This window comes from Microbacterium sp. STRO-2N (assembly GCF_057747775.1).
In genome coordinates this window covers 1,795,856-1,814,211 of the sequence record NZ_CM173223.1, presented here as the reverse complement: position 1 = coordinate 1,814,211, position 18,356 = coordinate 1,795,856, and the positions used below count along the sequence as shown (strand labels likewise).

Sequence of the window (18,356 nt, the reverse complement as noted above, 5' to 3'; positions counted from 1 at the left end):
CGCGGCGGACGGGGGGATACGTCCGGGACGATAGCCTGGATGCCGTGTCTGACGCCGTGTCCTACCCCGCCGACGGGTTCGCCCTCTTCCCCGATCGCTCCGTAGTCGCCCTCCGCGTGAACGGCGAGCTGAAAGACCTCGCCACGACGGTGACCGAGACGGATGCCGTGGAGCCGGTGGCCATCGACAGCCCGGACGGGCTCGACATCCTCCGCCATTCGACGGCTCACGTGCTGGCGCAGGCGGTGCAGCGCATCAACCCCCAGGCGAACCTCGGCATCGGCCCGCCGATCGCCGACGGCTTCTACTACGACTTCGGCGTCGAGCATCCGTTCACGCCCGAAGATGTGAAGGCGATCGATAAGGAGATGCAGCGCATCGTCCGCGAGGGTCAGCGGTTCGTCCGCCGTGTCGTGACCGACGAGGAGGCCCGTGCCGAGCTCGCCGCGGAGCCGTTCAAGCTCGAGCTCATCGATCTCGCAGGGGGTCCCGGATCCGGCGCGAACGCCGCCGAGGGCGCGTCCGTCGAGGTCGGCGCCGGTGAGCTGACCATCTACGACAACGTGAACCGCGATGGCGAGACCGTGTGGAAGGACCTCTGCCGCGGACCGCACCTGCCGAACACCCGCATGATCGGAAACGGCTGGGCGCTGCAGCGCATCGCCGGTGCGTACTGGCGGGGGAGCGAGAAGAACCCGCAGCTGCAGCGCATCTACGGCACCGCGTGGCCGACCAAGGACGAGCTGCGCGCGTACCAGACGCGCCTCGAGGAGGCGGCCAAGCGCGATCATCGCAAGCTCGGCAAGGAGCTCGACCTGTTCTCGTTCCCCGACGAAATCGGCTCGGGGCTGTCGGTGTGGCACCCGCGCGGCGGCATCGTACGCGGCGAGATGGAGCAGCACGCGCGCCGTCGCCACGTCGAGGGCGGCTACACCTACGTCTACACGCCGCACATCTCGAAGGAGGACCTGTTCCTCACCTCGAACCACCTCGTCACGTACAAGGAGGGAATGTTCCCGCCCATCGTGATGGACGAGGAGCGCGACGAGCACGGCGAGATCGTCAGGCACGGCCAGGACTACTACCTCAAGCCGATGAACTGCCCGATGCACATCCTGATCTACAAGGAGCGTGCGCGCAGCTACCGCGACCTGCCGATGCGACTCGCCGAGAACGGGACCGTCTACCGCAACGAGCTCTCGGGCGCGCTGCACGGGCTCACCCGCGTGCGCGGGTTCACCCAGGACGACTCGCACCTCTTCGTCACCCCCGAGCAGCTCGAGGCCGAGACCACGCGCGTCCTGGAGTTCGTCATCTCGATGCTGCGCGACTTCGGCCTCGACGAGTTCGAGCTCGAGCTGTCGATGCGCGACGACGAGAAGGACAAGTGGATCGGGTCGGACGAGTTCTGGGACTACTCCACCAACGCGCTGCGCAACGTCGCCCTGGCGAGCGGGCTCAAGCTCACCGAGGTCCCGGGCGAGGCCGCGTTCTACGGACCCAAGATCGACCTCAAGACCCGTGACGCGATCGGCCGTGTCTGGCAGCTGTCCACCGTGCAGGTCGACCCGAACCTGCCCGAGCGCTTCGAGCTCGAGTACACCGACCGCGACGGCCAGAAGAAGCGCCCGATCATGATCCACCGCGCGCTCTTCGGCTCGATCGAGCGGTTCTTCGCGATCCTGCTCGAGCACTATGCGGGCGCCTTCCCGGTGTGGCTCGCCCCGGTCCAGGTCGTGGGCATCCCCGTCGCCGAGGAGTACGCCGATTACCTCGGCGACATCGTGCGACAGCTGCAGGCGGAAGGCGTGCGAGCCGAGCTCGACCACTCCGACGACCGCATGCAGAAGAAGATCCGCACGCACACGACGCAGAAGGTGCCGCTGTTGCTCATCGCGGGCGAGCAGGACCGCTCGGCCGGCACGGTGTCGTTCCGCTTCCGCGACGGCTCGCAGGAGAACGGCGTGCCGATCGCCGACGCCGTGCGCCGCGTTCGCGCCGCGATCGACGCGCACGCACTGGTCGACACGGCCCAGGACTTCGCGTGAGCGACGACGCGCTTGCGCGAACCCACGAACGCGAAGACCCGGTCGCCGAGCCTGTCGGAGGACGCGTGAGCGATCCCGACCTCGTCGACGCTGCCACGCTCGCGGGAGTGCCCGATGGGTTCCAGCGCCTCTGGACACCACACCGGATGGCCTACATTCAGGCGGGTCCCGAGGTGCTCCGGGAGGAGTGCCCGTTCTGCGAGGCGCCGCGCAAGTCCGACGAGGATGGGCTCATCGTCTTCCGCGGCGTGACGGCCTATGTGCTGCTCAACCTCTTCCCGTACAACTCGGGACACATGCTGGTGTGCCCGTACCGCCACATCCCAACGTACGACCAGGCCACCGACGAGGAGGTCGCCGAGATCGGCGCCTTGACGCAGCGGAGTATGCAGGTGCTGCGCACCGTGTCGCGCTGCGACGGCTTCAACATCGGCATGAACCAGGGCCAGGTCGCCGGAGCCGGTGTCGACGAGCACCTGCACCAGCACATCGTGCCGCGGTGGGCGTCCGACGCGAACTTCTTCCCGATCATCGCGAGGACCAAGGCGCTGCCGCAGCTGCTCGGCGACGTGCGCCGAGCGATCGCCGACGCCTGGCCCGCTTGACGGGTGGCGAGAGGATGCCGCGGCCCGCGGCATCCGTCCGCACGCGGTGTCAGCGGACCTGCGTGACCTCGAACTGCATGCGGGGGTTCGCGTAGGCCTCCTGCGACTCGACGAGCTGCAGCTCGCGCTCTCCCGACGCGTGCGTGCGCTCGAGCAGGTCGAACACGCTCGACGTGGTGCGGGCGAGGGCGTCGGCCGCGTCCCCGGTGCGGCGGTAGTGGGCGGTGAAGAGCGCCGCGGTCACATCGCCCGAGCCGTTCGCCTTCATCGGGATGTGCGGGGTCTGCACGATCCAGGCGCCGTCGTCGGTGACGGCCAGCATCTCGATCGTGCCCTCGGCACGGTCGGGGCGCTCGACGCTCGTGACGAGGACCGTGCGCGGTCCCATGGCGCGTGCCAGGTCGGCCGAGGCGAGGGTCGACTCGAGGTCGGCCGGCTCGGTCTCGGTGAGGAAGCCGAGCTCGAACTGGTTGGGTGTGATGATGTCGGCGGCGGGCACGACACGGTCGCGCAGCAGCACCGGGATCGCCGGTGCGACGAAGCAGCCGGACTTGGCGTTGCCCATGACCGGGTCGCACGCGTAGACGGCGTCGGGGTTCGCGGCCTTGACGCGGGCGACGGCGTCGAGGATCACGTCGGCGATGCCCTCGCCGCCCTGGTAGCCAGACAGCACCACATCGACCTGCGGGAACGCCCCGCGCTCCTCGATGCCGGTGATGACCTCGCGCACGTCGCCGGGGTCGATGAGGGGGCCGCGCCATGCGCCGTAGCCGGTGTGATTGGAGAAGTTCACCGTGTAGACCGGCATGACCTCGACGCCGATGCGCTGCAGCGGGAAGACGGCTGCGGAGTTTCCGACGTGGCCGTACGCCACCGCGGACTGGATGGAGAGGATCTTCACCCGCTCGATCATGCCACTTCCGCGGCCACGACCCGCCCTCGCACGGCGTTCACGGCGGCCGCGACGTCGGTGGCGAGCTGCTCGGCCTCGGCGACGTCGAGATCGTGGACGGTGAGGCGCAGCCGCCGCGCGGGGGACTCGTCGCCCAGCGCGAACTCGTCCCCGGTGCGTGCGAGCCAGCCGCGGCGCATCAGCTGCTCCGAGACCGCGCGGGCGGCGACCGGCAGCGCGACCCACAGGTTCAGGCCGTCCCCGGCGTGCGCGGGGACGCCGTGCGCGGTCAGCCTGCGGGCGAACGCATCGTTCCGCTCGGCGTAGTGGGCGCCGGCCGCCTCGATCGCCGCAGTGACTCCGGGATCGCTGACGAGGGCGAGCGTGAGGCGCTGCAGCAGGTGGCTCACCCACGTCGTGCCGGGCGTCAGCCGCATCGCCAGTCGGTCGGCCGTCTCGGGGTCGGATGCCGTGACCGCGAGGCACATGTCGGGCCCCAGGAACTTCGAGACCGAGCGCACCAGCGCCCAGCGGCGGTGGTCAGGGCCGATGACGGAGTGGAACGGCTGCCGCGAGAGCATCGAGAAGTGGTCGTCCTCGATCACGAGGACATACGGATGGTCACGGAGCACGGCGCGCAGCTCCGCGGCGCGGCGGGCCGACAGGCTCGCCCCGGTCGGGTTCTGCGCGCGCGGCGTGCACACCACCGCGCGCACGCCCTGCTCGAGCGCCGCGCGGAGGCCGGTCACCGTCATCCCCTCGTCGTCCACCGGCACCGGCACCGGGCGGTAGCCGCCGATGCGTGCGGTGTGGATGCTGGTGAGGAAGCACGGGTCCTCCAGGGCCACGGCGTCGTCGCGCGTGAGGGCCTGCGCGAGCAGCCGCTCGACGGCGTCCGCCGCACCGCTGGTGACCGTCAGCCGCATGGATGCCGCAGGTGCGAGCCCCTCGCGCATCCATTCGCGCGCCCACCGCTCAAGTGCGGGATCGATGACGGGCTCGCCGTAGAGCACCGGCCGCCCCGCCATGCCGGCGAGCGCCCTGGACGGGTCGGGGATGAGATCGGGGTCGGGGTTGCCGGTCCCGATGTCACGCAGGACGCTGTCGACGGCGAACCCCTCCTGCGGCACGGGGATGAGGTCGGCGACCCTCGTGCCGCCGCGGCCGCGGGTGACGACCACGCCGGCCTGGGTGAGCTGGCGGTACGCAGCGACCGCGGTGTTGCGATTGACGCCGAGGCTCTCGGCAAGGGCGCGCACCGACGGCAGCGCGTCGCCGGGACGCAGACGCCCGCGCTCGATGATGGCGCGAAGGCTCTCGGCGATCTCCGATGCCGAGCGCCCTGTGATCCCGAGGTCCATGTCACCGTCCATGCCCTGCCGATTGTAGGGCGCCGGTCCATGCTATCTTTTGGCCTAGGTCAATACCCGCATTGTCCTGATTCGTCTCGCGTGGACACCACGCGCTCCACCGAAGGGATTCCACGTGAGCACTGCCGACACGGGCACCGACCGCGTCAAGCGCGGCCTCGCCGAGATGCTGAAGGGCGGCGTCATCATGGACGTGGTCACGCCCGAGCAGGCCAAGATCGCCGAGGACGCCGGCGCCGTCGCCGTCATGGCGCTCGAGAGGGTGCCTGCCGACATCCGCGCCCAGGGCGGCGTGTCGCGCATGAGCGACCCCGACATGATCGACGGCATCATCGATGCCGTGTCGATCCCGGTGATGGCGAAGGCGCGCATCGGCCACTTCGTCGAGGCGCAGGTGCTGCAGGAGCTCGGCGTCGACTACATCGACGAGTCCGAGGTGCTGTCGCCGGCCGACTACGTCAATCACATCGACAAGTGGAACTTCACCGTGCCGTTCGTGTGCGGCGCCACCAATCTCGGCGAAGCGCTGCGCCGCATCAACGAGGGCGCCGCCATGATCCGCTCGAAGGGCGAGGCGGGCACCGGCGACGTGTCGGAGGCCACCAAGCACATCCGCAGGATCACGAGCGAGATCAACGTGCTGCGCTCGATGACCAAGGACGAGCTCTACGTCGCCGCGAAGGAGCTCCAGGCTCCGTACGACCTGGTCGCCGAGATCGCGGAGACCGGCACGCTCCCGGTCGTGCTGTTCGTCGCGGGCGGCGTCGCGACCCCCGCCGACGCCGCCATGATGATGCAGATGGGCGCCGACGGCGTGTTCGTCGGATCCGGCATCTTCAAGTCGGGCAACCCGGCGCGGCGCGCCGCCGCCATCGTCAAGGCCACGACGTTCTACGACGACGCCAAGGTCATCGCCGACGTCTCGCGCGGGCTCGGCGAGGCGATGGTCGGCATCAACGTGGCCGACCTGCCCGCCCCGCACCGCCTGGCCGAGCGCGGCTGGTGAGCGCGAGCCCTCGGATCGGCGTCCTCGCGCTGCAGGGCGACGTCCGTGAGCACGTCCGCGTGCTCACGGACCTGGGCGCCTCCGCCACCGCGGCACGGCGGGCGTCGGAGCTGTCCGACATCGACGGGCTCGTCATCCCGGGTGGCGAGTCGAGCGTCATCGACAAGCTGTCGCGTGCGTTCGCAGTCAGAGAGCCGTTGCGCGAGGCGATCGCGGGCGGGCTGCCCGTGTACGGGACGTGCGCGGGGCTGATCCTCCTCGCCGACCGCATCGTGGACGGCATCGAGGGCCAGCAGACGTTCGGCGGCCTCGACGTCACCGTGCGTCGCAACGCGTTCGGCAGCCAGGTCGACTCCTTCGAGGTCGACCTGGACGTGCCGGCGCTCGGAACGCCGCCCGTGCACGCCGTCTTCATCCGGGCGCCGCTCGTCGAGCAGGCGGGACCGGACGTGGAGTCCCTGGCCGCGCTGGATGACGGGCGCATCGTCGCGGTGCGGCAGGGGAGCATCCTGGGGACGTCGTTCCACCCCGAGATGACCGGCGATGCGCGGTTCCATGCGCTGTTCCTCGACATGGTGCGCGCACGCGCCTGCTGACCGGCCCGGCCGGCGCCGCGTCGGAGGCGAGAGCGCGGGGCCTACAATGGTCCGTCGGGCGGCCGGGAAGCCGACGAGCGCGGGGCGCTCCGCCGCTGCCCCCGAAGAGCGTGATTCAGGAGGACCATGTCCGGGCATTCCAAGTGGGCGACGACCAAGCACAAGAAGGCCGTGATCGATGCGCGCCGTGCGAAGTCGTGGGCCAAGCTCATCAAGAACATCGAGGTGGCCGCGAAGCTCGGCGGACCCGACCTCCAGGGCAACCCGACGCTGTTCGACGCGGTGCTCAAGGCCAAGAAGACGTCCGTTCCCAAAGACAACATCGACCGCGCGATCAAGCGCGGCGCGGGGATCGGCGGCGAGTCGGTCGAGTACTCGTCGATCATGTACGAGGGCTACGGCCCCAACGGCGTGGCGCTCATGATCGAGTGCCTCACCGACAACAAGAACCGCGCGGCGGCCGAGGTGCGCACCGCGCTGACCCGCAACGGCGGCACCCTCGCGGACCCGGGAAGCGTCGCCTACAACTTCACGCGAAAGGGCGTGATCGTCGTCGGCGGCGAGGGCACGACGGAGGACGACGTCATGCTGGCGGTCCTCGAGGCAGGTGCCGAAGAGGTCGAACCGCACGCGCAGGGCTTCGAGGTCATCACCGAGGCGTCCGACCTCGTGACGGTGCGCTCGGCGCTGCAGGACGCCGGCATCGACTACGAGTCGGCCGACGTGGAGTTCGTGCCCAACCTCAAGGTCGAGATCGACGCCGACACGGCGCGCAAGATCTTCCGCCTCATCGACGCGCTCGAGGACAGCGACGACGTGCAGAACGTGTACAGCAACTTCGACCTCACCGCCGAGGTGCAGGCCGAGCTCGAGAACGACGAGGAATGACCCCTCGCTGAAGAGACGGATGCCCCGGCCGGGCGCGCCTGGCCGGGGCATCCGCATCTCTCGCCTAACGTGGGGGAGTGCCGTCCGGAACCTCTCGCGCATCCCTCCGGGTGCTGGGCATCGACCCGGGACTGACCCGATGCGGCGTCGGCATCGTCGACGTCGCGCCCGACCGTTCCGCCCGGCTGGTGCACGTCGGTGTCGTGCGCTCCGATCCGGATGCGGCGATCGAGGTGCGGCTCGCGGTGATCGCGGCCGGGCTCCGGTCGGTGCTCGACGAGCACCGACCCGATGTGGTCGCGGTCGAGAGAGTCTTCGCGCAGCACAACCGTCAGACGGTGATGGGCACGGCGCAGGCCAGTGGAATCGCGCTGCTGGTCGCCGGAGAGCGGGGGCTGCCGGCCGCGACCCACACGCCGTCCGAGGTCAAGGCCGCTGTGACGGGGTACGGCAACGCCGACAAGCGCCAGGTGCAGACGATGGTCGCGCGCGTGCTGCGGCTGGACGAACTGCCGAAGCCCGCCGACGCCGCCGACGCGCTCGCGTTGGCCCTGTGCCATGCGTGGCGAGGTGCTCCCACGGCCCCGGCCGCCGGTCCGCTCACGCCGGCGCAGCGCGCGTGGGCCGACGCCGAACGCCTCGCGCGGCGGTGAGCATCGAAGCCTGCGAGGGGGAGTGCGTGTCGCTCGAACAAACGTCCGAACCGCCCCGTAGGCTCGACCCATGATCTCCTCAGTCCGTGGCACCGCCGTGCACGTCGATGCGGATTCGGTCGTCGTCGAGGTCGGAGGGGTGGGCCTTCACGTCGCGGTCACGCCCCAGGTGGCGCGCGCGGCTCACGTCGGCGAGGCGCTCATGTTGCACACCAGCCTCATCGTCCGCGAGGACGCGCTGTCGCTGTTCGGCTTCGAGACTCGCGAAGAGCTCACCGTCTTCACGCAGCTGCTGGGCGTCACCGGGGTCGGTCCGAAGTCGGCGCTGGGGGTCCTCGCGACGCTCACCGTGCCGCAGATCGCCGACGCCGTCGCCGCAGACGACGACGCGCCGTTCCGACGCGTGTCGGGCATCGGGCCCAAGACCGCGAAGCTGATCGTGGTGCAGCTCGCAGGCAAGATCGCGGTCTCGCGGCCTGCCCTGGCGGGCGGGACGGATGCCGCGGCCTCGGCGGCCGTCCCGGCACAGGTCGTGCAGGCCCTGGTCGGGCTGGGCTGGTCCGAGAGGACGGCCGCCGACGCGGTCGAAGCCGTCGCGAACGAGGCCACTGCAAGCGACCGCGCCTCGGTTCCCGTGCTGCTGCGGCTCACTCTGGCCACCCTCGGCCCGGCACGCAAGGAGCCCGTGAGTGGTTGACGTGCGCGAGGCGGGCGAGCCCGTCGACGAGACCGAGCTGGCTATCGAGGGCGCACTGCGCCCCGCCTCGCTGGCCGAGTTCGTCGGGCAGCAGAAGGTGCGTGGCCAGATGCAGCTCCTGCTCGACGCCGCGCGCATTCAGCAGCGCCCCGCCGATCACATCCTGCTGTCAGGCCCTCCGGGGCTCGGCAAGACCACGCTAGCGATGATCGTCGCGCACGAGAGCCGCCGGCCCCTCAGGCTCTCGAGCGGCCCGGCGATCCAGCACGCGGGCGATCTGGCAGCGCTGCTGTCGAGCCTCACGCCGGGCGAGGTGCTCTTCATCGACGAGGTGCACCGCATGGCACGGTCGGCCGAAGAGATGCTGTACCTGGCGATGGAGGACTTCCGCATCGACATCATGGTCGGCAAGGGTGCGGGCGCCACCAGCATCCCGCTCGATCTCGCGCCGTTCACCCTCGTCGGCGCGACCACTCGCTCGGGACTCCTGCCCAACCCGCTGCGCGACCGCTTCGGGTTCACGGCGCACCTGGAGTACTACGAGCCGCACGAGCTGGAGCGCGTCATCGAGCGCTCGGCCGCGATGCTGGGCGTGACGCTCCCGCCCGGCCCGCGTGCCGAGATCGCCCGCCGGTCGCGCGGCACGCCCCGCATCGCGAACCGGCTGCTGCGCCGGGTGCGGGACTACAGCATCGTGCACGGCAACGGACGGGCAGCCGACGCGGACATCGTCCACGCGGCGCTGGACCTCTACGACGTCGACGCGATCGGACTGGACAGGCTCGACCGCGCCGTGCTCGACGCGCTGGTACGGCGGTTCCGGGGCGGACCAGTCGGGCTCAGCACGCTCGCGGTGGCGGTCGGCGAGGAGCCCGACACCATCGAGTCGGTCGTCGAGCCGTACCTCGTGCGCATAGGCTTCATGGGGCGCACGCCGAGAGGTCGTGTGGCCACGCACGATGCGTACGCGCACCTGGGCGTGGCCGCGGTCGACTCGGTGCTGGGGTTCGATGACCTATAATCACTGGAGGCTTTCGCCCACCCTCCTCCTGCAAGGCAGCGCCGCCCTGGCGTGTGCCTGACCCGAAAGGTGCTCCCACCTCCATGGACTTCGCCTCGTTTCTGAGCAATTACGGCCTCATCATCCTGCTGGTCGTGCTCCTCGCCTTCATGTTCTGGAGCTCGCGCCGCAGGATGCAGAAGCAGAAGCTCGAGCAGGAGGAGAAGGCCCGTCAGACCGTCCCCGGCGCCGAGGTGCTCCTGCAAGGCGGCCTGTACGGCACCATCGTGTCGTACGACCCCGACAACCTCGACCAGCCCGCGATCGTCGAGCTCGCTCCCGGCGTCGAGATCAAGGTGCACAGCCAGGCCATCCTGCGCGTCGTGAGCCCCACTGTCGGCGCCGTCAGCGAGGACGAGTACCTCGCCGCGGAGGAGAGCCACGCCGAGTACGCGGAGGGCGTCGCCAGCGGCGACATCTCGTCGATCAGCGACGACCAGCACGCGAGCAAGGCCGACGAGGCCGAGCCCGACGCCGATCCCGGCACCAAGCCGCGAGACTGACCGTCTGACCGACTGCCCTCCGGGGCAACTCCAGAAAGCGAAGACGTGGCGACATCCACTCCCGTCCGGCATGCGTGGCGCGCGCTCACCGGCCTCCTCGCCATCACCGCCGTCCTCTTCGGCATCAACGCGGTCGGCGTCTACGTGTTCAACGAGAGCTCGTGGGTCCCCGAACTGGCCCTCGACCTTCAGGGCGGCACGCAGATCGTGCTCGAGGCGCAGACCGAGGACGGAGCCGATCCGTCGACCGAGCAGATGGAGCAGGCGGTCACGATCATCCGCCAGCGCGTCGACGCATCAGGCGTCGGCGAGGCGGACGTCACGACCCAGTCCGGCAACCAGATCGTCGTGCAGATCCCCGGCCAGGCCGACGAAGAGACCCGCAACCGGATCGAGGCTTCGGCGCAGCTGCAGCTGCGCGCCGTGCTCGTGGCCGGCGCCCCGGCGAACACGTTCGTCGGCGAGGACGGCACGGCGACGCCGTACCCGACGCCCGATCCCACGCTCAACGCGACTCCGACCGTCGCCCCGACGAACGCCAGCGACCTCGCATGGGTCACCGAGAAGCTGCAGGCGGAGTACCTGGCGTACGACTGCGCGAACCCCGACAACGACCCGGCGAACGCACCGGCCGACGAGCCGCTCATCACGTGCGACGCCGACGGCACGGTCAAGTACATCCTCGGCCCGGTCGAACTCGACGGCTCGTCGATCGACGACGCCACCTTCGGACTCCAGACCACCAACAACCAGTGGGCGGTCAACCTCGACTTCGACGACGAGGGCACCGAGGTCTTCGGCGAGATCAGCCAGCGCCTCCTCGGGGCCGAGCCCCCGCTGAACCAGTTCGCGTTCGTGCTCGACGGCTACGTGCTGTCGGCACCGTCGATGAACGGGCTCATCGTCGACGGAAAGCCCAGCATCACGGGCAGCTTCACGCAGGAGACGGCGAAGGTGCTCGCCGACCAGCTCAAGTACGGGGCGCTCCCGCTGAGCTTCACGGTCGAGAGCTCCAACTCGATCTCGGCCACCCTGGGCTCGCAGCAGCTGCAGATCGGCCTCATCGCGGGCCTGATCGGTCTCGCACTCGTGGCCCTGTACTCGTTGATCGTCTACCGCGCGCTGGGCTTCATCATCATCGCGTCCCTCGTCGTCATGGCGGTGCTCACGTACATCACGCTGTGCATCCTCGCGTGGCGCATGGGCTTCCGCCTGTCGCTCGCGGGTGTCGCGGGCCTGATCGTCACGATCGGCTTCACGGCCGACTCGTTCATCGTGTACTTCGAGCGCATCCGCGATGAGCTGCGCGACGGCAAGACGATCACGAGCGCGGTCGAGGACGGCTGGGGCCGTGCCAAGCGCACCATCTACATCTCGAAGTCGATCAACATCCTGGCCGCCGTGGTGCTGTACATCCTCGCGGACTCGACGGTGAAAGGCTTCGCGTTCACGCTGGGCCTCACCACCGCGATCGACGTCCTGATCTTCATCCTCTTCACGCATCCCGTGCTGCAGCTGCTGGCTCGCACCCGGTTCTTCGGCTCCGGTCATCCGCTGTCCGGCCTCGACCCGACGGCGCTGGGCGCCGTCTACCGCGGCCGCGCGCAGTTCCGCGCTCCCGTGGCGGCGACCACGACCGGTGCCGCAGGGCGCCGCGCCGCGAAGTCGCGCGGAGAGGCGGCACGACGCCAGACGATCGCGGAGCGCAAGCAGGCCGAGCTCGCCGCCGCCGCCGCCACCGGCGATGCGCCGAAGCACACCTCGGCGAAACAGGCGACCACCGTCAAGGAGGGAGACGACTGATGCGCTCCATGAGCCAGCTCGGCAACGACCTCTACACCGGCAAGACCTCGTTCCCCTTCATCGGGCGCCGTCGGCTGTGGTTCCTCATCGCCGCCATCCTGGTGGTCGGCTCGGCGCTCGTGCCGCTGTTCCGCCCCATCCAGTTCTCGATCGAGTTCACCGGCGGCTCCCAGTTCACGGTCAACGGCGTCACCAGTCCCGACCAGCTGCTCGCGACCGAGGCCGTGCAGTCGGTGGTCCCCGATGCCACCACCAAGGTCGTCACGATCGGCGACGACGCGGTGCGCGTCCAGACCGACCAGATGACGGATGCCGAGAGCCGTGAGGTCTCGGCGGCCCTCGCCGAGGCCTACGACGTTCCCGAGAGCGAGATCAGCTACTCCTTCATCGGCCCCAGCTGGGGCGCCGACGTGACGCGCACGTCGCTGTGGGGGCTGGCGATCTTCCTCGCGCTGACCTTCCTGATCCTCGCGCTGTACTTCCGAACGTGGAAGATGTCGGTCTCGGCGATCATCGGCCTCGTCGACGTGCTCGTGATCACGATCGGCGTGTACGCGCTGTTCGGGTTCGAGATCTCGCCGGCAGCCGTCATCGGCTTCCTCACGATCCTCTCGTACGCGCTGTACGACACGACGGTCGTCTTCGACAAGATCCGCGAGAATACGAGCGAGGACGGCGAGGTATCGGGTCGTACGTTCGGCGAATCGGTGAACCTGGCCGTGAACCAGACTCTCGTGCGTTCGATCAACACCACGGTGGTGGCGGTCCTGCCGACCGGCGCGATCCTGTTCATCGGCCTGATCTGGGTGGGAGCCCAGACGCTCACCGACCTCTCGCTCTCGATCTTCGTCGGCACGATCGTGGCCGCCTACTCGACGATCTTCGTCGCCGCGCCGCTGTACTCGCTGCTGCGCGAGAACGAGCCGGCGATCCGGGTCCGCGATCAGCGCGTGCTCGCGGCGCGCGAGCTGGCAGGCGTTCCCGCCTGACCGCCGCCCGGACGAGGCGCTCCGCGTGCGGGCGTAGGATTGTGAGGTCCAGCGGAGGGGAGGGGTGCGTGTGACCGAGACCGTCCCGCCCGCCCAGAGCTCTTCGCTGCGCCGCCTGGTGCCGCGGATCTTCTCGCGGTCGGCGCGCCGTGACGACGTCGAGCAGCTGTTGCGCACGGTGCGCACGCATCACCCCAAAGGCGACCTGTCGATCATCGAGCGGGCGTACTCGGTCGCCGAGCGGGCACATGCCGGTCAGGCGCGCCAGAGCGGCGAGCCGTACATCACGCACCCGCTGGCGGTCGCGCAGATCCTCGCCGATCTGGGCCTCGGTCCGCGTGCGATCGCCGCGGCGCTGCTGCACGACACCGTCGAAGACACCGAGTACTCACTCGACACCCTGACCGCCGAGTTCGGCGACGAGGTGGCGATGCTGGTCGACGGCGTCACCAAGCTCGACAAGGTCAAGTACGGCGAGAGCGCCCAGGCCGAGACCGTCCGCAAGATGATCGTCGCGATGTCGCGCGACATCCGCGTCCTCCTCATCAAGCTCGCCGATCGCCTGCACAACGCCCGCACGTGGGGCTTCGTGCCGCCGGAGAAGGCGCGCAAGAAGGCCACCGAGACTCTCGAGATCTACGCGCCGCTGGCGCACCGGCTCGGCATCCAGGCGATCAAATCCGAACTCGAGGACCTCTCGTTCGCGGTGCTCCACCCAAAGCTGTACGCCGAGATCGACAGCCTGGTCAAGCAGCGCACACCCCAGCGCGAGCAGTACGTGCACAGTGTCATCGAAGCCGTCGACAGCGACCTGCGCGAACTGCGCATCCGCGGGCGGGTCATGGGCCGCCCGAAGCAGCTGTACTCGGTGTACCAGAAGATGGTTGTGCGCGGCCGCGAGTTCGACGACATCTACGACCTCATCGGAATCCGCATCCTCGTCGGGAGCGTGCGCGACTGCTACGCGGTCCTCGGCGCCATCCACGCTCGGTGGACGCCGCTGCCGGGGCGATTCAAGGACTACATCGCGACCCCGAAGTTCAACCTGTACCAGTCGCTCCACACCACCGTCATCGGCCCCGGCGGGCGCACCGTCGAGATCCAGATCCGCACGCACGAGATGCACCAGCAGGCGGAGTACGGCGTCGCGGCGCACTGGAAGTACAAAGAGCAGATGAACGGCGGCAAGGCGGACGCCAAGTCGGTCGACACCGACATGGCGTGGCTCGCCCACATCTCGGACTGGCAGGCCGAGACAGCCGACCCCGGGGAGTTCCTCGACTCGCTGCGCTTCGAGATCGGCGCGAAGGAGGTCTACGTCTTCACCCCCAAGGGCCGGGTGATCGGGCTTCCCGCCGGTGCGACGCCCGTGGACTTCGCGTACGCCGTCCACACCGAGGTCGGTCACCGCACGATGGGTGCGAAGGTCAACGGACGCCTCGTGCCGCTCGAGTCGGAGCTGAAGAGCGGCGACGTCGTCGAGGTGTTCACGTCGAAGAACCCCGACGCGGGTCCGAGCCAGGACTGGCTCGGGTTCGTCAAGAGCACCCGCGCCCGCAACAAGATCCGGGGCTGGTTCACCAAGGAGCGTCGCGAGGAGGCGATCGAGCAGGGCAAGGAGTCCATCGCCCGCGCGATGCGCCGCCAGAACCTGCCGCTGCAGCGGCTCATGAGCCAGGACTCGTTCTCGGAGGTCGCGCATCAGCTGCGGTACGAGGACGTGTCGGCGCTCTACGCCGCCGTCGGCGAGGGTCACGTCTCGACGCAGTCCGTCATCGAGAAGGTGACGGCGCTCGTCGCGGCCAACGACACGACGACAGGTCCCATCGATCTGCCGGCGCTCGGCCGTGCCCGCGCCCCACGCGGCGGCGACTCCGGGATCCTGGTCCGCGGCGCCCCCGACATCCTCGTCAAGCTCGCGAAGTGCTGCACGCCGGTGCCCGGCGACGAGATCGTCGGCTTCGTGACGCGCGGGAGCGGGGTGTCGGTCCATCGCACCGACTGCACGAACGTGAAATCGCTCATGGCGGATGCCGACCGGCTCATCGAGGTCGAATGGGCGCCGACGACCAAGAGCATCTTCCTCGTGCAGATCCAGGTCGAGGCGCTCGACCGCTCGGGCCTGCTGAGCGACGTCACCCGCGTCCTCAGTGAGCACCACGTCAACATCCTGTCGGCGACCGTCTCGACCACCAACGATCGCCTCGCCCTCAGCCGGTTCGTGTTCGAGATGGGCGACATCGTGCACCTCGATCGCGTCCTCAACGCGGTGCGTCGCATCGACGCCGTCTACGACGTGTATCGCGTGACCTCGTCCTGAGCGGCCGCGGCAGCGAGGCCGCGCAGGAACGCCAGAGCGGTGCGCTTATGGGGGAGCGCACCCGCCTCGAGCCCGTCGATCGCGGCGGTGACGGCATCCGGATCCACCGCTGCCAGCAGGTGAGTTGCGCGCGTGTGCTCGTGGTCGCCGGCGCGTGCGAGGTCGGCGAGGGTCTTGGGCACCGTGGTCACCCGCACCCTGCCGATCAGCTGCAGATCCTGGACGGGCACCGCGCGATCGCGATACACCACCTGACGATCGGGCACGATGTGCAGCCGCCTCGCGACCGCCCGCTGCACCGTATGCCGCGACGGCGGCTGCGGCAGCGCCCCATGGATCCAGGCGGCGGTCAGGTGCGTCGCCGCCAGCGTCTCGCCGAGCACCGGCAGCAGCGATCCCGCGCGCAACGCGGACGTCTCGACGGCGTCCGCCGGGATGTAGGCCTCACCGAGTCCGACGAGATCCCCGTCCAGGCACGCCGCCGTCAGCTCGGCGCGCGAGAGACGATCGTCGGCGAAGTACAGGAACGGGGAGCCCATGGGGGAAGTGTGCCCCACGCGACACCGTCATGGATCCCGCGGCCGCGTGCCCTGTGGACAACCCGGCCTGCCGCGTACCCCGGTGTGAGACCCGTCGCGTCAGCCGCCCAGGGCCTTGAGCCACGACCGGCGCGCCTCGAGCGCCTCCGACGCGGCTGCGATCGCCCTCTTGTCACCCGACTTCTTCGCCGCTTCCAGCTCGTCCTCGAGCTTCTGGATGGCGTCCGTGAGCTGACGGGTCATGTCGTTCGCACGAGCCTTGGTCTCGGGGTTGTTCCGCTTCCAGTCCGTCTCCTCGCGGGAGCGCAGTGCCTGCTCGATCTTGCGCAGCTCGTCGTCGAGCGACCGCTCGGCGTCGCGCGGGAAGATCCGGCCGATGTCGTCCCACTGACGCTGCACGCTGGTCAGCAGCGTGCGGGCCTTGGCGAGGTCGCGCTCGTCGGCGACAGCCTTCGCCTCCTCGATCAGGGCGCGCTTGGCCTCGATCTTCTCGCGGGAGGCCTCGGCGTCCGCCGCCTCTCGCTCGATGCGAGCGCCGTACAGCGCGTCACCCGCCGCCTTGAAGCGAGCCCACAGTGCGTCGTCGACCTTCTTCCCGGCGCGGCCCGCGGTCTTCCACTGGTCGAGCAGCTCGCGGTACGCCGGGATCCCGTCTTCACCCTTGGGTGCGAGCGCCTCGGCCTTCTCGACGAGGCGGGTCTTGCGTTCGCGGACACCCTTGTGGGCCTCGTCGAGCTCGGCGTAGAAGGCGCGGCGGTGCTTGTCGACGGTGGCGCGTGCATCGCGGAACCGCTTCCAGAGCTGCTGCGCGGTCGACTTCGGCAGGCGAGGACCGTGCTGCTGCTGGGACTGCCACTGGTCGAAGAGCGCGTTGAGCTCGGCGGTCGCCTGCTTCCACTGCACCGAGCGCGGGTCGCGCGCGGCGAGGGCTTCGGCCTTCTCGACGAGCTCGGTCCGCGCCTTGACGGCGTCGTCCACCGCCTCACGCGCGGCGGCGGCCTCGGCCGCCGACTCGCCGGCGAGCATCTCGGTCAGAGCCGAGAGGCGCGCTTCGAGGCTCGCGAGGTCGCCGACGGCAGCGGCGCCGTCGAGCTTCGCGTGGAGCGTGCGGGCCGTCGCGCGCAGGTCGGACGCCGATGCCCCGCCCCGACGGTGACGCACCTCGAGCAGCGTCACCTCGCTCGCCAGATCGGCATACTTGCGCTCGAAGTACGCGAGCGCCTCCTCGGCGGAGCCGTCGGGGTACTGGCCCACGACGCGCCAGCCGCCGGCCTCGCGCACCGACACGGTGCCGTCGTCGTCGACGCGGCCCCAGGGTTCGTCGCTCGCGCCCGGAGCGGGACGATTAGCGGGTCGGGCACCCATCGCGGCCAGGACGTCGGCAGGAGACACCGCTCCGGCGCCGGAATCGGACGTCGATGCCGCCGGCTCGGTGGTCGTGTCGGCAACGGCCGTGGCTTCGAGCTCCGCCTCGGGAGTGCCTTCGGCCTCCGCCTCAGCCGTGGCTCCAGACTCGGCAACGGCGGTGGCCTCAGGTTCAGCCGGTACTCCGGGCTCGGCTTCGGCCGTTGCTTCGGGCTCGGCCTCGGCTTCGGGCTCGGCTTCGGCCTCAGCCGTTGCTTCTGGCTCGGCCTCGGCCGTTGCCTCGGGCTCGATCGCGGCCTCGGGGGAGTCTTCCGCGACGGTGTCGTCGGCGGTGGTGACGGCGTCGTTCTCCGTCGCCGCGACATCGTCGGCGGTGTTCGCCTCGGATCCGGTGGTCTCAGGGCTCTCAGGAGCGTCGGTGTCGGGCTTGGGCTCTGCTGCGGCAGTCACGGGATGCACCTCATCACGGCTTGCGCCGTCTGCGGGAGTAGGACGGCTCACAAGCCTAGTACGGCGGATGCCTCGTTCCCGGTGACTTGGGCTTCCGTGTCAGGGCGTCGGGGTCGGCGTGGCACTCGGATCCGGCACGGGTGTCGTCTCAGTGGGCGTCGGCGCGATGTCGGTGGGCGTCGGAGTCGAGGTCGGCGCGGGCTCGGGTGCCCCCGGTCCCGCGACGAAGTACGCGGTCTGCGCGGCGGCGATGCCGACGATCAGCAGGCCGCCGGCGATGCCGGCGATCAGGTTGTCGCGCGTGCGGCGCCGGGCTTGACCCTCGTGGAACTGACGACGTGCCTGGTACACACGCGTCCGCTCGCGCGCAGCGCGCGCTTCGCGATCCTTCCGATCCTTCGATCCGACCGCCACGGGGCCTCCTTCGCTCCGGACCCTCGCCCGGGCCGGGTCGATCCTACGGCGCGGCCGGCGCACCGGCCAAACCTGCGCCGGTCCGGCGTCGCACGTGCGGGATAGCCTGGAACGGTGACGAGTGCCGCGCTGTTCCAGGGGCAGACCCCGCTCGCGGT

Annotated in this window: 17 protein-coding genes; 12 read left to right on the top strand and 5 right to left on the bottom strand. The window is 69.9% G+C overall.

Translation table 11 applies throughout. The features are described 5' to 3' along the window. The first annotated feature begins 44 nt into the window (after positions 1-44). Together thrS and AC3ANN_RS08440 are read left to right on the top strand one after the other, a co-directional pair. On the top strand, positions 45-2,048 hold the full coding sequence (gene thrS, locus AC3ANN_RS08445; RefSeq protein WP_488340533.1) for a threonine--tRNA ligase: 2,004 nt from the start codon (positions 45-47) through the stop codon (positions 2,046-2,048). Between the two features lie 65 nt (positions 2,049-2,113). Continuing rightward, complete coding sequence (locus AC3ANN_RS08440; protein ID WP_488340532.1) at positions 2,114-2,653, top strand: HIT family protein; 540 nt, start codon at positions 2,114-2,116, stop codon at positions 2,651-2,653. 49 nt (positions 2,654-2,702) lie between these two features. Here AC3ANN_RS08440 and pdxY read toward each other — a convergent pair whose 3' ends face one another. Then, positions 2,703-3,554 (bottom strand): pyridoxal kinase PdxY, encoded by an 852-nt coding sequence (gene pdxY / locus AC3ANN_RS08435; RefSeq protein WP_488340531.1) that lies wholly within the window; start codon positions 3,552-3,554, stop codon positions 2,703-2,705. Between the two features lie 8 nt (positions 3,555-3,562). Beyond that, positions 3,563-4,918: an aminotransferase class I/II-fold pyridoxal phosphate-dependent enzyme gene (locus AC3ANN_RS08430; protein ID WP_488340530.1), complete on the bottom strand. Its 1,356-nt coding sequence runs from the start codon at positions 4,916-4,918 to the stop codon at positions 3,563-3,565. A gap of 112 nt (positions 4,919-5,030) precedes the next feature. Between AC3ANN_RS08430 and pdxS the strand changes: the two genes are divergently transcribed. From pdxS to AC3ANN_RS08380, 10 genes are all read left to right on the top strand, one after another. After that, positions 5,031-5,921: a pyridoxal 5'-phosphate synthase lyase subunit PdxS gene (gene pdxS / locus AC3ANN_RS08425; protein WP_488340529.1), complete on the top strand. Its 891-nt coding sequence runs from the start codon at positions 5,031-5,033 to the stop codon at positions 5,919-5,921. Then, positions 5,915-6,517: a pyridoxal 5'-phosphate synthase glutaminase subunit PdxT gene (gene pdxT, locus AC3ANN_RS08420; protein ID WP_488340805.1), complete on the top strand. Its 603-nt coding sequence runs from the start codon at positions 5,915-5,917 to the stop codon at positions 6,515-6,517. The genes pdxS and pdxT overlap by 7 nt, the downstream gene beginning before the upstream one ends. 126 nt (positions 6,518-6,643) lie before the next feature. Continuing rightward, positions 6,644-7,405 (top strand): YebC/PmpR family DNA-binding transcriptional regulator, encoded by a 762-nt coding sequence (locus tag AC3ANN_RS08415; RefSeq protein WP_488340528.1) that lies wholly within the window; start codon positions 6,644-6,646, stop codon positions 7,403-7,405. A 77-nt stretch (positions 7,406-7,482) separates the two neighbouring features. Beyond that, the gene (gene ruvC / locus AC3ANN_RS08410; protein ID WP_488340527.1) at positions 7,483-8,058 is read left to right on the top strand and encodes a crossover junction endodeoxyribonuclease RuvC; all 576 of its coding nucleotides are present in this window, start codon (positions 7,483-7,485) and stop codon (positions 8,056-8,058) included. A 70-nt stretch (positions 8,059-8,128) separates the two neighbouring features. After that, entirely contained in the window at positions 8,129-8,755 is a 627-nt protein-coding gene (gene ruvA / locus AC3ANN_RS08405; RefSeq protein ID WP_488340526.1) for a Holliday junction branch migration protein RuvA, read from the top strand. Continuing rightward, entirely contained in the window at positions 8,748-9,776 is a 1,029-nt protein-coding gene (ruvB, locus tag AC3ANN_RS08400) for a Holliday junction branch migration DNA helicase RuvB (protein WP_488340525.1), read from the top strand. Before ruvA ends, ruvB begins: the two co-directional genes overlap by 8 nt. 83 nt (positions 9,777-9,859) lie before the next feature. Continuing rightward, complete coding sequence (locus AC3ANN_RS08395) at positions 9,860-10,318, top strand: preprotein translocase subunit YajC (protein ID WP_488340524.1); 459 nt, start codon at positions 9,860-9,862, stop codon at positions 10,316-10,318. Positions 10,319-10,363: 45 nt separating this feature from the next. Continuing rightward, entirely contained in the window at positions 10,364-12,121 is a 1,758-nt protein-coding gene (gene secD / locus AC3ANN_RS08390; RefSeq protein WP_488340523.1) for a protein translocase subunit SecD, read from the top strand. Continuing rightward, positions 12,121-13,110, top strand: a complete 990-nt coding sequence (gene secF, locus AC3ANN_RS08385) for a protein translocase subunit SecF (RefSeq protein WP_488340522.1) — start codon at positions 12,121-12,123, stop codon at positions 13,108-13,110. Before secD ends, secF begins: the two co-directional genes overlap by 1 nt. 70 nt (positions 13,111-13,180) lie before the next feature. Continuing rightward, the gene (locus AC3ANN_RS08380; RefSeq protein WP_488340521.1) at positions 13,181-15,430 is read left to right on the top strand and encodes a RelA/SpoT family protein; all 2,250 of its coding nucleotides are present in this window, start codon (positions 13,181-13,183) and stop codon (positions 15,428-15,430) included. On the opposite strand, the gene AC3ANN_RS08375 is transcribed toward AC3ANN_RS08380, so the two are convergent. The 3 genes from AC3ANN_RS08375 to AC3ANN_RS08365 all read right to left on the bottom strand — a co-directional run bounded on the left by AC3ANN_RS08375 (position 15,400) and on the right by AC3ANN_RS08365 (position 18,198). Beyond that, a complete protein-coding gene (locus AC3ANN_RS08375) occupies positions 15,400-15,969 on the bottom strand; it encodes a hypothetical protein (protein ID WP_488340520.1) in 570 nt (189 codons plus the stop codon). The genes AC3ANN_RS08380 and AC3ANN_RS08375 overlap by 31 nt on opposite strands. 99 nt (positions 15,970-16,068) lie before the next feature. Further along, on the bottom strand, positions 16,069-17,784 hold the full coding sequence (locus AC3ANN_RS08370; RefSeq protein WP_488340519.1) for a DUF349 domain-containing protein: 1,716 nt from the start codon (positions 17,782-17,784) through the stop codon (positions 16,069-16,071). Between the two features lie 99 nt (positions 17,785-17,883). After that, positions 17,884-18,198, bottom strand: a complete 315-nt coding sequence (locus AC3ANN_RS08365) for a dioxygenase (RefSeq protein ID WP_488340518.1) — start codon at positions 18,196-18,198, stop codon at positions 17,884-17,886. Between the last annotated feature and the right edge of the window lie 158 nt (positions 18,199-18,356).